Annotated in this window: 12 protein-coding genes; 11 read left to right on the top strand and 1 reads right to left on the bottom strand. The window is 65.4% G+C overall.

Annotation, left to right across the window (positions count from 1 at the left end; translation table 11 throughout):
* Positions 1–59: 59 nt before the first annotated feature.
* Positions 60–278, top strand: coding sequence for a (2Fe-2S)-binding protein (locus tag C5O18_RS01695; protein ID WP_105191146.1), 219 nt, complete (start codon positions 60–62; stop codon positions 276–278).
* Between the two features lie 218 nt (positions 279–496).
* On the opposite strand, the gene gltA is transcribed toward C5O18_RS01695, so the two are convergent.
* Positions 497–1,774 carry a citrate synthase gene (gltA, locus tag C5O18_RS01690; protein ID WP_105191145.1) on the bottom strand — a complete coding sequence of 426 codons (1,278 nt, stop codon included), beginning with the start codon at positions 1,772–1,774 and terminating at the stop codon, positions 497–499.
* 413 nt (positions 1,775–2,187) lie between these two features.
* On the opposite strand from gltA, the gene sdhC reads away from it, so the two are divergent.
* The 10 genes from sdhC to C5O18_RS01640 all read left to right on the top strand — a co-directional run.
* Positions 2,188–2,577, top strand: coding sequence for a succinate dehydrogenase, cytochrome b556 subunit (gene sdhC, locus C5O18_RS01685; protein WP_105191144.1), 390 nt, complete (start codon positions 2,188–2,190; stop codon positions 2,575–2,577).
* Positions 2,577–2,942, top strand: coding sequence for a succinate dehydrogenase, hydrophobic membrane anchor protein (gene sdhD, locus C5O18_RS01680; protein WP_206389685.1), 366 nt, complete (start codon positions 2,577–2,579; stop codon positions 2,940–2,942). Before sdhC ends, sdhD begins: the two co-directional genes overlap by 1 nt.
* Before the next feature lie 3 nt (positions 2,943–2,945).
* The gene (gene sdhA / locus C5O18_RS01675) at positions 2,946–4,718 is read left to right on the top strand and encodes a succinate dehydrogenase flavoprotein subunit (RefSeq protein ID WP_105191142.1); all 1,773 of its coding nucleotides are present in this window, start codon (positions 2,946–2,948) and stop codon (positions 4,716–4,718) included.
* 14 nt (positions 4,719–4,732) lie between these two features.
* Positions 4,733–5,440, top strand: coding sequence for a succinate dehydrogenase iron-sulfur subunit (locus C5O18_RS01670; RefSeq protein ID WP_105191141.1), 708 nt, complete (start codon positions 4,733–4,735; stop codon positions 5,438–5,440).
* Positions 5,441–5,867: 427 nt separating this feature from the next.
* On the top strand, positions 5,868–8,693 hold the full coding sequence (locus C5O18_RS01665; protein ID WP_420884460.1) for a 2-oxoglutarate dehydrogenase E1 component: 2,826 nt from the start codon (positions 5,868–5,870) through the stop codon (positions 8,691–8,693).
* Between the two features lie 26 nt (positions 8,694–8,719).
* The gene (gene odhB / locus C5O18_RS01660; RefSeq protein WP_105191139.1) at positions 8,720–9,910 is read left to right on the top strand and encodes a 2-oxoglutarate dehydrogenase complex dihydrolipoyllysine-residue succinyltransferase; all 1,191 of its coding nucleotides are present in this window, start codon (positions 8,720–8,722) and stop codon (positions 9,908–9,910) included.
* Between the two features lie 144 nt (positions 9,911–10,054).
* Complete coding sequence (locus C5O18_RS01655; RefSeq protein ID WP_105191138.1) at positions 10,055–11,410, top strand: FAD-dependent oxidoreductase; 1,356 nt, start codon at positions 10,055–10,057, stop codon at positions 11,408–11,410.
* A gap of 123 nt (positions 11,411–11,533) precedes the next feature.
* A complete protein-coding gene (sucC, locus tag C5O18_RS01650; RefSeq protein ID WP_105191137.1) occupies positions 11,534–12,697 on the top strand; it encodes an ADP-forming succinate--CoA ligase subunit beta in 1,164 nt (387 codons plus the stop codon).
* A 2-nt stretch (positions 12,698–12,699) separates the two neighbouring features.
* Positions 12,700–13,578, top strand: a complete 879-nt coding sequence (sucD, locus tag C5O18_RS01645; protein ID WP_105191136.1) for a succinate--CoA ligase subunit alpha — start codon at positions 12,700–12,702, stop codon at positions 13,576–13,578.
* Between the two features lie 85 nt (positions 13,579–13,663).
* Positions 13,664–13,989: MsnO8 family LLM class oxidoreductase (locus tag C5O18_RS01640; RefSeq protein WP_146089169.1), on the top strand; the 326-nt coding region annotated here is incomplete at its 3' end.

Genomic DNA, 13,989 nt, shown 5'->3' with positions numbered 1-13,989 from the left:
TCTTGAAAATACGAATTTGTCTTATTTATAATGTGGGCACATCCGCAGGGGGTTCTTCAATGTACGTCTGTCTGTGCCACGGAGTCACCGATCGCGCCATTCGCCAGGCCGCGCGTGACGGCGTGTCCAGCTTCGAGGAGCTGCAGCAGCGTACCGGCGTTTCCACCTGCTGCGGCGCCTGCCGCGAATACGCCGAAGACACCTGGCAGGAGGCCCTGTCCTCCGATGCCACCGCCCGCGTCACCGCATCGGCCCAGCTCTGGCATCCGGCGGTCTGACACCGCTGTCCCGGCCGCTCCTTGGCGGGCGGTCCGTCGCGAAACCTCCCGCTCTTTCGATGCAGTCCAGCCCGTCCTTCGCGACGCCTTGTGCGTGCCCGGACAGGCCGCGGTCGTGCTTGCGCGCACCGGGCGCCGGTCGGCCGAGGTGCCGGATAAAGAAAAGGCCGCCCGAGGGCGGCCTTTTCTTTGTATGCGGCGTGGCAGCCGGCTGATGCTCAGCGCTTGTCCACCGGCACGAAGTCGCGCTGGGTGTAGCCCGTGTAGAGCTGGCGCGGACGGCCGATCTTGTACGAGGCGCTGTGCATTTCCAGCCAGTGCGAGATCCAGCCGACGGTGCGGGCGAGGGCGAAGATCACGGTGAACATGGCGGTCGGAATGCCAATGGCCTTGAGGATGATGCCCGAGTAGAAGTCGACGTTCGGGTACAGCTTGCGTTCGACGAAGTACGGGTCGCTCAGGGCGATGCGCTCCAGCTCCATGGCCAGTGCCAGCTGCGGGTCGTTGATGCCGAGGGCGGCGAGGACTTCGTCGCAGGTCTGCTTCATGACCTTGGCGCGCGGGTCGAAGTTCTTGTAGACGCGGTGGCCGAAGCCCATCAGCTTCACTTCCTTGGTCTTCACCTTTTCCATGAAGCCGGCGACGTTCTCGACCGTGCCGATCTCGTCGAGCATCTTCAGCACGGCTTCGTTGGCGCCGCCGTGCGCCGGGCCCCAGAGGGCGGCGATGCCGGCGGAGATGCAGGCGTACGGGTTGGCGCCGGTGGAGCCGGCCAGGCGCACGGTCGAGGTCGAGGCGTTCTGCTCATGGTCGGCGTGCAGCGTGAAGATGCGGTCCATGGCCTTGGCCAGCACCGGGTTGACCTTGTAGTTCGGGTCGGCCGGCACGGAGAACATCATGTGCAGGAAGTTCTCGGCGTAGCCCAGGTCGTTGCGCGGGTACACGAACGGCTGGCCGACAGTGTACTTGTAGCTCATCGCGGCGATGGTCGGGATCTTGGCGATCAGGCGGATGGCGGTGATTTCGCGGTGCTTGGAGTCGTTGACGTCGAGGTTGTCGTGGTAGAAGGCGGAGAGGGCGCCGACCACGCCGCACATGATGGCCATCGGGTGGGCGTCACGGCGGAAGCCTTCGAAGAACTTGCGCAGCTGGTCGTTGACCATGGTGTGGCTGTTGATCAGCTTGGCGAACTCGGCCTTCTGCTCGGCGTTCGGCAGCTCGCCGTTGAGCAGCAGGTAGCAGACCTCGAGGTATTCGGCCTGTTCGGCCAGCTGGCCGATCGGGTAGCCGCGGTGCAGCAGGATGCCCTGGTCGCCGTCGATGAAGGTGATCTTCGATTCGCAGGCCGAGGTGGCCATGAAGCCCGGGTCGTACGTGAAATAGCCCTTGGCCAGCACGTCCTTGACGTCGATGACATCAGGGCCGAGGGTACCGGAGGTCACCGGCAGGGACAGGGTTTCATCGCCAATGGTCAGCGTCGCGTTCTTGGCCGTCATCTACGGTCTCCTGAAGAGGGTTCAGCGCTCAGAGGGGCCTGCCGTGCCGTCGGTGGTGTCCGGTGCTCGGGCGGGGACCAAGAGAGTCCCCGGGCTCCGGGTAAGGACGGCGATCGGGCGGTCCGATTGGAAGCGCGGGTAGCTTAAATCACAAGCCGGAATTGTCAATGAATGTAATGTGCCTGGCATCACCGCATTCGACATAAGTACTAGCAAGAGATGTGCCCTAAAGTACATTTCGGCCGCATTTCTGCCATCTTGCGGTTTGTATTACGCATTGTGCGGGATTATACTCTCGCGGCAATCCGGAAGGGCGCTGATTTGGTAGTGATAATTACTTTCAAATCAACAACTTGACCTGGATTCTCCTCTCCGTGCCACGCCCCTTGGGCCAGACCAACAGGACGCTATCTGTGAAAAGCAACAGACCTGTCAATCTCTCGCTGGCGACTATCATACAAGTCAACTTGAAGTCCCCGGTAGCCATCGCCTCCATCCTGCACCGATTGTCGGGCATCCTGCTGTTCTTCGTGGTGCCGGGCCTGCTGGCGCTGCTGAGCTGCTCGCTGTCGTCGCCCGAGGGCTTCGCGCAGGTGCAGGAACTGTTGTCCGGCCTGTTCGCCAGGCTGGTGCTGTTCGTGGGCCTGGCCGGTCTGGTCTACCACTTCCTCGCCGGCGTCAAGCACCTGATTGCCGACTGGGGCATCGGTGAGTCCCTGGAGGGCGGTCGCCGCTTCGCGACCGCGGTTCTGCTGCTTTCCGCCGCGGGCATCGCGGCAACCTTCGTGTGGGTGGTGCTGTGATGAAGAGCGCAACGAGTTTTTCCCGTTCGGGCCTGTCCGACTGGCTGCTGCAGCGTGTCAGCGGCGTCATCCTGGCTGTCTACACGGTGGTGCTGTTCGGCTTTATCGTCTGCCACCCCGGCCTCGACTATGAAACCTGGCACGGTTTCATGACCACCACGGCCATGCGCATCTTCACGCTGCTGGCCCTGCTGTCGTTCGTCGCGCATGGCTGGATCGGCCTGTGGACGGTGACCACCGACTATCTGACCGCCAGCCATGCAGGGCCGAAGGCCGATGTGCTGCGCCTGCTGGTGCAGATTGCCATGGCGATCGCGATGTTCGTCATCGTCATCTGGGGCATTCAGATCATCTGGGGAAACTGAGTCATGTCGAATATCCGTACCGTGAATTTTGATGCCGTCATCGTGGGTGGCGGCGGCGCCGGCATGCGTGCTTCCCTGCAGCTGGCCCAGTCCGGCTTCAAGACCGCGCTGATCTCCAAGGTCTTCCCGACCCGCTCGCACACCGTGTCCGCCCAGGGCGGCATCACCTGCGCCATTGCCTCCGCCGACCCCAACGACGACTGGCGCTGGCACATGTACGACACCGTCAAGGGCGCCGACTTCATCGGTGACCAGGACTCCATCGAATACATGTGCGCCGTCGGCCCGCAGGTCGTGTTCGAGCTCGAGCACATGGGTCTGCCGTTCTCGCGCACCGAGGAAGGCCGCATCTACCAGCGCCCGTTCGGCGGCCAGTCGAAGAACTTCGGCGAGGGCGGCCAGGCTGCCCGTACCTGCGCCGCCGCCGACCGTACCGGTCACGCGCTGCTGCACACCTTGTACCAGCAGAACCTGAAGAACAACACCAAGTTCTACATCGAGTGGCTGGCCCTGGACCTGGTGCGCAACCAGGATGGCGCCGTCTGCGGCGTCATCGCCATGGAAATCGCCACCGGCGAAGTCGTGTTCTTCAAGTCCAAGGCCACCGTGTTCGCCACCGGCGGCGCCGGCCGTATCTATTCCTCGACCACCAACGCCCACATCAACACCGGTGACGGCGTCGGCATGGCGGCCCGTGCCGGCATTCCGCTGCAGGACATGGAAATGTGGCAGTTCCACCCGACCGGCATCGCCGGCGCGGGCGTGCTGGTCACCGAGGGCTGCCGCGGCGAAGGCGGCTACCTGCTGAACAAGGATGGCGAGCGCTTCATGGAGCGCTACGCCCCGAACGCCAAGGACCTCGCCTCGCGCGACGTCGTCGCCCGTTCCATGGCGACCGAGATCCGCGAAGGCCGCGGCGCCGGTCCGGATGGCGAATACGTCTACCTGAAGCTCGACCACCTCGGCAAGGAAGTGCTGCACAGCCGCCTGCCGGGCATCTGCGAGCTGGCCGAGACCTTCGCGCACGTCGACCCGGTCAAGGAACCGATCCCGGTCATCCCGACCTGCCACTACATGATGGGCGGCATCCCGACCAACGTTCACGGCCAGGCCATCGGCGTCGACGCCGGCGGCAACGACTTCATCATCCCGGGCCTGTACGCCGTCGGCGAAATCGCCTGCGTGTCGGTGCACGGCGCCAACCGCCTGGGCGGCAACTCGCTGCTCGACCTGGTGGTGTTCGGCCGCGCCGCCGGCCTGCACATCGAGGATGCCCTGCGCCAGGGTCTGGAGCAGCGCCAGCCCTCCGAGTCCGACGTCGAGCGCGCCCAGGCCCGCATGGCGCGCTGGAACAGCTCGGTCAGCGGCGAGTCCGTGCCGTCGCTGCGCAAGGAGCTGCAGCGCACCATGCAGAGCGCCTTCGGCATCTTCCGTCGCGGCGAGGACATGGACAAGGGCGTGGTCGCCGTCGCCGAGCTCCGCGAGCGCATCGGCAAGGCGCACGTGCCGGACAAGAGCGGCGCCTTCAACACCGCCCGTGTCGAGGCCCTGGAGCTGGACAACCTGCTCGAGACCGCCGAGGCCACCGCGCTGGCCGCGCAGATCCGCACCGAGTCGCGTGGCGCCCACAGCCGCGAAGACTATCCGGATCGTGACGACGAGAACTGGCTGGCCCATTCGCTGTACCACACCGACAGCAAGAAGGTCTCCAAGCGCGCCGTCAACTTCGCGCCGAAGCAGGTCAAGGCCTTCCAGCCCAAGGCCCGTACTTACTAATTCAGGGGTGCAACATGCTTAAAGTCAGCATCTATCGCTACAACCCGGAGACGGACCGCGAGCCGTACATGAAGGAATACCAGATCGATACCCAGGGCCGTGACCTCATGGTGCTGGATGTCCTCAATCTGGTGAAGGAACAGGATGACGGCCTGGCCTACCGCCGCTCCTGTCGCGAAGGCGTGTGCGGCTCCGACGGCCTCAACATGAACGGCAAGAACGGCCTGGCCTGCATCGTGCCGGTGTCCCAGGCCACCAAGGGCGGCAACCACCTGATCGTCAAGCCGTTGCCCGGTCTGCCGGTCATCCGCGACCTGGTGGTGGACATGACCATGTTCTACACCCAGTACGAGAAGGTGCAGCCCTACGTCATCAACGACACGCCGGCGCCGGCCATCGAGCGCCTGCAGTCGCCGGAAGATCGCGAGAAGATCGATGGTCTGTACGAGTGCATCCTGTGCGCCTGCTGCACCACTTCGTGCCCGTCGTTCTGGTGGAACCCCGAGAAGTTCCTCGGTCCGTCGGCGCTGCTGCAGGCCTGGCGCTTCCTCGCCGACAGCCGCGACACCGCTACCGCCGAGCGCCTGGCCAAGCTGGATGACCCGTTCTCGCTGTTCCGCTGCCGCGGCATCATGAACTGCGTGAGCGTGTGCCCGAAGGGTCTCAACCCGACGCGTGCCATCGGCCACATCCGCAACATGCTGCTGACCCAGGGCTCCTGAGTCCCGTCAGCTGTCTCTCCCGCCCGGCATCATGTCCGGGCGGGCAGGGCCCCGACAGGTTCCGCCGGTCGGGGCCTTTCTTTTCCGGCGGTCGTGAATTTATCGGATTTTCTGTCCGTCCCACTTTCGTAGTGGTTCCTCGGCTACGCCATTCGCGCTAGTATCAGCCGGTCCGAACGATGCGTGCTGTGCAGGCATGTTCTCGTGCACGACGACTGCCTGCCGGCCTAGAAGATTGATCTCGTGGCGTGCCTCCGGCGCGGCCTGACAGTTGAATGCACCAGATTGCTCAAAAGTGAAGTGGTGTGGGTCGCGGCGCCCCAAAAAGGTGCCGCGGTGAAAGTCGGAAGGGGGACAAGGCCTGAGCAAGGCCGGGTTAGCAGCCTGTTGTCCCCTGATTGGGATAATAATCATGCAAGACGGCCAAATGCAGCGGCAGTGGAGTACGTCTCAACTCTCTGCCGAGAATGCAGCCTATGTCGAAGAACTCTACGAACAGTATCTGGTAGCGCCAAATTCGGTTCCCGAAGACTGGCGGACCTATTTCGAAAAGCTCCCCCGTGTCGCGGGCATCAGCCAGGACACGCCGCACAATGGTGTGCGTGAACAGTTCCTCCTGCTTGCCAAGAATTCCAGCCGTGCCCGGCCGGCGCCTGTCGGCAGCGTCAGCACCGAGCACGAGCGCCGGCAGGTCGGTGTTCTGCAGCTGATCGCCGGCTACCGCAACCGCGGCCACCAGAAAGCGCGCCTCGACCCGCTCGGCCTCATGCCGCGCCCCCAGGTGCCTGATCTCGACCTCGCCACCCACGGTCTCTCGCTGGCCGATCTCGACACCGTGTTCCAGACCGGCAATCTCGCCATCGGCAAGGGCGAGAGCACGCTGCGCGAAATGGTCGAGGCCATGGAGGCCATCTACTGCGGCAGCATCGGCATCGAGTACATGCACATCGTCGATACCGCCGAGAAGCGCTGGATCCAGCAGCGTCTCGAGGGCAAGCGCGGCAACCCCGCGTTCTCGGCCGAGACCAAGCGCCAGCTGCTGGAGCAGCTGACCGCCGCCGAAGGCCTGGAAAAGTACCTCGGCACCAAGTACGCCGGTGCCAAGCGCTTCGGCCTCGAGGGCGGCGAAGCGCTGATCCCGATGGTGGCCGAGCTGATCCAGCGTGCCGGCTCGTACAACACCAAGGAAGTCGTGATCGGCATGGCCCATCGCGGCCGCCTGAACGTGCTGGTCAACATCCTGGGCAAGAACCCGGCCGAGCTGTTTAACGAGTTCGAAGGCAAGACTTTCCACAAGTCCGGCTCGGGCGACGTGAAGTACCACCAGGGCTATTCCTCGAACCTGATGACGCCTGGCGGCGAAGTCCATCTGGCCATGGCGTTCAACCCGTCGCACCTGGAGATCGTGTCTCCGGTGGTCGAAGGTTCCGTGCGCGCCCGCCAGGACCGCCGCGGCGACCAGGATGGCCGCCAGGTGCTGCCGATCAGCATTCATGGCGACGCCGCCTTCGCCGGTCAGGGCGTGGTCATGGAAACCTTCCAGATGTCGCAGACGCGCGGCTACCGCACCGGCGGCACCGTGCACATCGTGATCAACAACCAGGTCGGCTTCACCACCAGCCGCATTGACGACGCACGCTCGACCGAGTACTGCACCGGTGTCGCCAAGATGGTGCAGCCGCCGATCTTCCATGTGAACGGCGACGATCCCGAAGCGGTCCTGTTCGTGACCCAGATGGCCCTGGATTTCCGCATGGAATTCCGCAAGGACGTGGTCATCGACATGTACTGCTACCGTCGCCGCGGTCACAACGAGGCCGACGAGCCGGCCGCCACGCAGCCGGTCATGTACCAGGTCATCAACAACCTGCCGACCACGCGCGCGCTCTATGCCGATCGCCTGCTCAAGCAGGGCACGATTCCGGCCGGCGAGGCCGAGGCGCTGGTCAACGCCTACCGCCAGGACCTCGATGCCGGCCACAGCGTGGTGAAGGAGCGCGTGCGCGAGCCGAACAAGAGCCTGTTCGTCGACTGGACGCCCTACCTCAACCATGCCGTGGTCGATGACTGGGACACCGGTGTGCCCATGCCCGTGCTGAACGCGCTGGGCAAGCAGCTGGGCGTGCTGCCGGAAGGCTTCGTGGTGCAGCGCCAGGTGCAGAAGGTCCTCGAAGACCGTCAGCGCATGTGGTCCGGCAACCTCGAGCTGAACTGGGGTGCGGCCGAGGTCATGGCCTACGCCACGCTGCTGCAGGACGAGACCCTGATCCGCATCACCGGCCAGGACGTCGGTCGCGGCACGTTCTCGCACCGCCACGCCATCATGTACAACCAGAAGGACAACCAGCCCTTCATCCCGCTGCAGCAGATCAGCAGCCTGCCGCGCCGCTTCGAGATCTACGACTCGCTGCTGTCGGAAGAGGCGGTGCTGGCGTTCGAGTACGGCTACTCGACCACCACGCCGAGCGCGCTGATCATCTGGGAGGCCCAGTTCGGCGACTTCGCCAACGGCGCCCAGGTCGTCATCGACCAGTTCATCTCCAGCGGCGAGACCAAGTGGGAGCGCCTGTGCGGCCTCACCATGCTGCTGCCGCACGGCTTCGAGGGCCAGGGTCCGGAGCATTCGTCCGCGCGTCTGGAGCGCTTCCTGCAGCTGTGCGCCGAGCACAACATGCAGGTCTGCACGCCGTCGACTCCGGCGCAGATCTTCCACCTGCTGCGCCGCCAGGTCGTGCGCCCGCTGCGCAAGCCGCTGATCATCATGTCGCCGAAGAGCCTGCTGCGTCACAAGCTGGCCGTGTCGCCGCTGGAGGAGCTGGTCAGCGGCCGCTTCCAGACCGTCATCGGCGAGATCGACAAGCTCGATCCGGCCAAGGTCAAGCGCGTGGTCATCTGCGGCGGCAAGGTCTACTACGACCTGCTGGAGAAGCGCCGCGAGCAGCAGCTCGACGAGGTCGCCATCGTGCGTGTCGAGCAGCTGTACCCGTTCCCGGACAAGCGCCTGGTCGAAGCGCTGGCGCCGTTCACCCAGGTCGAGGACGTGGCCTGGTGCCAGGAGGAGCCCATGAACCAGGGTGCCTGGTACAACACCCGTCACAATCTGGAGCGCGTGATGCGCCAGTGGCGCCCCGACCTGACCATCCGCTACGCCGGCCGTCCGTCTTCGGCGGCGCCCGCTTGCGGTTCGGTCTATTTGCATGCAAAAGAACAGGCGGCCCTGGTCGCCGATGCCCTCGGCGGCAAGACCGCCTGAACTGACGAGCATAAGGAAAATCCGAGATGAGTCTGGAAATCAAAGCCCCGGTGTTCCCCGAATCCGTCGCCGACGGCACGGTGGCCACCTGGCACAAGAAGCCCGGTGAAGCCGTTGCTCGTGACGAGCTGATCGTCGACATCGAAACCGACAAGGTGGTGCTGGAAGTCGTCGCGCCCGCCGATGGTGTCATCACCCAGGTGCTCAAGAACGAAGGCGATACCGTGCTGTCGCAGGAAGTGCTGGCCGTGTTCGAGGAGGGTGCCGCCGCGGCCGCGCCGGCCCCGGCCGCCGAAGCCCCGGCTGCTGCGCCGGCGCCTGCCGCCGCCGCACCGGCCGCTGCCGGCCCGGCTGCCCGTAAGGCCGCAGCGGAAGCAGGCGTCGACATCGCCGCCGTCGCCGGCAGCGGTGCCGGCGGTCGTGTCACCAAGGCTGATGTGCAGGCCGCCAAGAGCGCGCCTGCTGCTGCGCCGGCCCCGGCCGCAGCAGCGCCTGCGCTGTCGCTGGCCGTGGGCGAACGCGTCGAGAAGCGCGTGCCGATGACCCGTCTGCGCGCCAAGGTCGCCGAGCGCCTGCTCGACGCCAAGCAGTCCACCGCCATGCTGACCACCTTCAACGAGGTCAACATGAAGCCGGTCATGGACCTGCGCAAGCAGTACGTCGACAAGTTCGAGAAGGTCCACGGCGTGCGCCTGGGCTTCATGTCGTTCTTCATCAAGGCCGCGGTCGAGGCGCTCAAGCGCTTCCCGGCGGTGAACGCCTCCATCGACGGCAACGACATCGTCTACCACGGCTACCAGGATGTCGGCGTTGCCGTGTCGTCCGATCGCGGCCTGGTGGTGCCGGTGCTGCGCAACGTCGAGCACATGAGCCTGTCGGAAATGGAGAAGGGCGTCGCCGAGTTCGGCAAGAAGGCGCGCGACGGCAAGCTGTCCATCGATGACATGACCGGCGGCACCTTCACCATCTCCAACGGCGGTGTCTTCGGTTCGTTGCTGTCGACGCCGATCCTGAACCCGCCGCAGACCGCCATCCTCGGCATGCACAAGATCCAGGACCGCCCCATGGCCGTGAACGGCCAGGTGGTGATCCTGCCCATGATGTACCTGGCGCTGTCGTACGACCACCGCCTGATCGACGGCAAGGAAGCGGTGAGCTTCCTGGTCGCGATCAAGGAACTGGTGGAAGATCCGGCCCGCCTGCTGCTGGAAATCTGATGTGCCGGCTCCCGACCGGGGAGCCGCACCAGCCTGGCGGCGCCTTCACGAGAGGCGCCGCTGCCTAGCGACCAGTCCGCCGCAGCGCGGCGGTGAACTGCCAGTCCGCTGCATCCGCGGCGGCAAACAGAGAGTGCAGCAAGCATGACGCAACAAGCAGATGTAGTGGTGATCGGTGGCGGCCCGGGCGGCTACGAGGCGGCGATCCGCGCGGCCCAGCTCGGCCTGTCGGTGATCTGTATCGAGCGCCGCATCCACAAGGGCAAGCCCGCGCTGGGCGGCACCTGCCTCAATGTCGGGTGCATCCCCTCCAAGGCCCTGCTCGATTCCTCGCACAAGTACCATGACCTCAAGGCCGGCTACGCCAGCCACGGCATCTCCACCGGCGAGATCGGCCTCGATGTCGGCGCCATGCTGGCGCGCAAGGACAAGGTCGTCGACCAGCTCACCGGCGGCATCGCCCAGCTGCTCAAGGGCAACGGCATCACCTGGCTGCAGGGCAGCGGCAAGCTGCTGGCCGGCAAGCAGGTCGAGTTCACCCCGCACGAAGGCGAGGTGCAGATCATCCAGGCCAAGTCGGTGATCCTGGCCTCCGGCTCCAAGCCGATCGAGATTCCGGCCGCGCCGCTGGTCGACGGCATCGTGGTGGATTCCACCGGCGCCCTCGAGTTTCCGGAAGTGCCGAAGCGCCTCGGCGTCATCGGCGGCGGTGTCATCGGCCTCGAGCTGGGCTCGGTGTGGTCGCGCCTGGGTGCGGAAGTGGTGGTGCTGGAGGCTGTCGACCAGTTCCTCGCCATCGCCGACCGCGCCATCGCCAAGGAAGCGCAGAAGCTGCTGACCAAGCAGGGCCTGGACATCCGCCTCGGCGCCCGCGTTACCGGCACCGCCGTTGACGGCGGCCAGGTCAAGGTCACCTACGCCGATGCCAAGGGCGAGCATGTCGAGGTCTTCGACAAGCTCATCGTCGCCGTCGGCCGTCGTCCGGTGACCACCGGCCTGCTCAGCGCCGATTCGGGCGTCACGCTCGACGAGCGCGGCTTCGTGCATGTCGACAACCAGTGCCGCGCTTCGGTGCCCGGCGTCTACGCCATCGGCGACTTGGTGCGCGGCCAGATGCTNATCATCTCGGTGATCTACACGCATCCGGAAGTGGCCTGGGTGGGCCTGAGCGAGGAGCGCGCCAAGGCCGAGGGCTTCGAGGTCAAGACCGGCCAGTTCGCCTTCGCGGTGAACGGACGTGCGCTTGCCGCCGACGACAATGCCGGCTTCGTGAAGTTCGTCGCCGATGCCAAGAGCGATCGCCTGCTGGGCATGCATGTCATCGGCCCGTCGGCCGGCGACATCATCCACCAGGGCCTGATCGCCCTGGAGTTCGGTGCCAGTGTCGAGGACCTGCAGCTGATGTGCTTCGCCCACCCGACGCTGTCGGAAGTGGTGCACGAGGCCGCCCTGGCCGTGGACGGCCGTGCCATCCACGCCATCCAGCGCAAGAAGAAGTGAGATATGTCGGGGGCCGGAAGGCCCCCGGTTCATTTTCCGTCGCGATCATCCGCGGATGGCGTGACGGTCAGTACAGTCGGCCAGAGATCCTGACCGGCGCAACAAACGAGTGGTGATCACACGATGAATCTGCACGAGTACCAAGGCAAGCAGCTGTTTGCCGAATATGGACTGCCGGTGTCCAAGGGCTTCGCCGCCTCCACGCCGGAAGAGGCCCGCGCCGCCGCCGAGCGCATCGGTGGCGATGTCTGGGTGGTCAAGGCCCAGGTCCACGCCGGTGGCCGCGGCAAGGCCGGCGGCGTCAAGCTGGTCAAGAGCCTGGACGAAGTCGAAGCCTTCGCCCGCGACAAGCTGGGCACCCGCCTGGTGACCTACCAGACCGACGCCAAGGGCCAGCCGGTTTCCAAGATCCTCGTCGAGAGCTGCACCGACATCGCCAAGGAACTGTACCTGGGCGCCGTGGTGGACCGCGCGACGCGTCGCATCGTGTTCATGGCCTCGACCGAAGGCGGCGTGGAGATCGAGAAGGTCGCCCACGAAACGCCCGAGAAGATCCTCACCGCCGCCATCGATCCGCTGGTCGGCCCGCAGGCCTACCAGGGCCGTGAACTGGCCTACAAGCTCGGCCTCAACGCCGAGCAGGTGAAGCAGTTCGTGAAGATCTTCACCGGTCTCGGCAAGATGTTCGCCGACCTCGACCTGGCCCTGCTGGAAATCAACCCGCTGGTCATCACCGAGGCCGGCAACCTGCACTGCCTGGACGCCAAGATCGTCATCGACTCCAACGCGCTGTACCGTCACCCGAAGCTGAAGGCCATGTACGACCCGACGCAGGAAGACGAGCGCGAGCGTCGCGCCGCCGAGTGGGAGCTGAACTACGTCGCCCTCGAAGGCAACATCGGCTGCATGGTCAACGGTGCCGGCCTGGCCATGGCTACCATGGACCTGATCAAGCTCAAGGGTGGCCAGCCTGCCAACTTCCTCGATGTCGGCGGCGGCGCCACCAAGGAACGCGTGACCGAAGCCTTCAAGATCATCCTCTCCGATGACTCCGTGCAGGCCGTGCTGGTCAACATCTTCGGCGGCATCGTGCGCTGCGACATGATCGCCGAAGGCATCATCGGCGCGGTGCAGGAAGTCGGCGTCAAGGTGCCGGTCGTGGTCCGCCTCGAAGGCAACAACGCCGAGCTGGGCGCGCAGAAGCTGCGCGAGTCCGGCCTCAACATCACCCCGGCCGCCTCGCTGAACGAAGCGGGCGAGCTCGTCGTCAAAGCTGTGGGAGCCTGAACATGAGTGTCCTGATCAACAAAAGCACGAAAGTGATCTGCCAGGGCATCACCGGCTCGCAAGGCACCATGCACACCGAGCAGGCGATCGCCTACGGCACCAACATGGTCGGCGGCGTGACCCCGGGCAAGGGCGGCACCACCCACCTCGGCCTGCCGGTGTTCGACACCGTGCGCGAAGCCGTGGAGAAGACCGGCGCCAACGCCTCGGTCATCTACGTGCCGGCCTCGTTCGCCAAGGATTCGATCCTGGAAGCCGTGGACGCCGGCATCGAGCTGGTGGTCTGCATCACCGAAGGCGTGCCGACCATCGACATGCTGTTCGTGAAGGAATACATCGTCCGCAAGGGCGGCGTGCGCCTGATCGGCCCGAACTGCCCGGGCATCATCACCCCGGGCGAGTGCAAGATCGGCATCATGCCGGGTCACATCCACCTGCCGGGCAAGGTCGGCATCGTGTCGCGCTCGGGCACGCTGACCTATGAAGCCGTGAAGCAGACCACCGACCTCGGCTTCGGCCAGTCGACCTGCATCGGCATCGGCGGCGACCCGATTCCGGGCACGACCTTCATCGATGCGCTGCGTCTGTTCCAGGACGACCCGCAGACCGAAGCCATCATCATGGTGGGCGAGATCGGCGGTTCGGCGGAGGAAGAGGCTGCCGAGTTCATCAAGCAGTACGTGACCAAGCCGGTGGCGTCCTACATCGCCGGTGTCACCGCGCCCGCGGGCAAGCGCATGGGCCATGCCGGCGCCATCATCTCCGGTGGCAAGGGCACGGCGGAAGACAAGTTCGCCGCGCTGCAGGCCGCCGGTGTGAAGACGGTGTCGAACCCGGCGCTGCTGGGTGCCGCCATCGCCGAGCTGACCGGCTGGAAGTGAGCCGTCACAGTGTCCGGTGAATGAAAAAAGCCCGCCTTGCGCGGGCTTTTTTCATTCGTGTGCTTGTGAGCAGGAGAATGAATGCATGACCGTGCTGTCCGTACTGGATCTCGCCCCCATCGTGCAGGGCGGCACCGCCGCCGAGGCGCTCGCCCAGTCCCTGCGGCTCGCGCAGCACGCGGAATCGCTGGGCTACGAGCGCTTCTGGCTGGCCGAGCACCACAACATGCCGGGTGTCGCCAGCGCGGCCACGGCGGTGGTCATCGGCCATGTCGCCGGCGGCACGCGGCGCATCCGTGTCGGCTCCGGCGGCATCATGCTGCCCAACCACGCGCCGCTGGTGATCGCCGAGCAGTTCGGCACGCTGGCTTCGCTGTACCCGGGGCGCATCGACCTGGGGCTGGGGCGGGC

The organism is Amnimonas aquatica (assembly GCF_002943415.1).
GTDB lineage: Bacteria > Pseudomonadota > Gammaproteobacteria > Pseudomonadales > Moraxellaceae > Perlucidibaca > Perlucidibaca aquatica_A.
The sequence above is the reverse complement of the archived record's forward strand: the minus strand, read 5'-3'. Positions and strand labels throughout refer to the sequence as shown.

Coding starts and splice junctions, on each gene's coding strand:
- C5O18_RS01695 (WP_105191146.1), top strand. CDS start 60: ATGTACGTCTGTCTGTGCCACGGAGTCACCGATCGCGCCATTCGCCAG.
- gltA (WP_105191145.1), bottom strand. CDS start 1,774: ATGACGGCCAAGAACGCGACGCTGACCATTGGCGATGAAACCCTGTCC.
- sdhD (WP_206389685.1), top strand. CDS start 2,577: ATGAAGAGCGCAACGAGTTTTTCCCGTTCGGGCCTGTCCGACTGGCTG.
- sdhA (WP_105191142.1), top strand. CDS start 2,946: ATGTCGAATATCCGTACCGTGAATTTTGATGCCGTCATCGTGGGTGGC.
- C5O18_RS01670 (WP_105191141.1), top strand. CDS start 4,733: ATGCTTAAAGTCAGCATCTATCGCTACAACCCGGAGACGGACCGCGAG.
- C5O18_RS01665 (WP_420884460.1), top strand. CDS start 5,868: ATGCAGCGGCAGTGGAGTACGTCTCAACTCTCTGCCGAGAATGCAGCC.
- odhB (WP_105191139.1), top strand. CDS start 8,720: ATGAGTCTGGAAATCAAAGCCCCGGTGTTCCCCGAATCCGTCGCCGAC.
- sucC (WP_105191137.1), top strand. CDS start 11,534: ATGAATCTGCACGAGTACCAAGGCAAGCAGCTGTTTGCCGAATATGGA.
- sucD (WP_105191136.1), top strand. CDS start 12,700: ATGAGTGTCCTGATCAACAAAAGCACGAAAGTGATCTGCCAGGGCATC.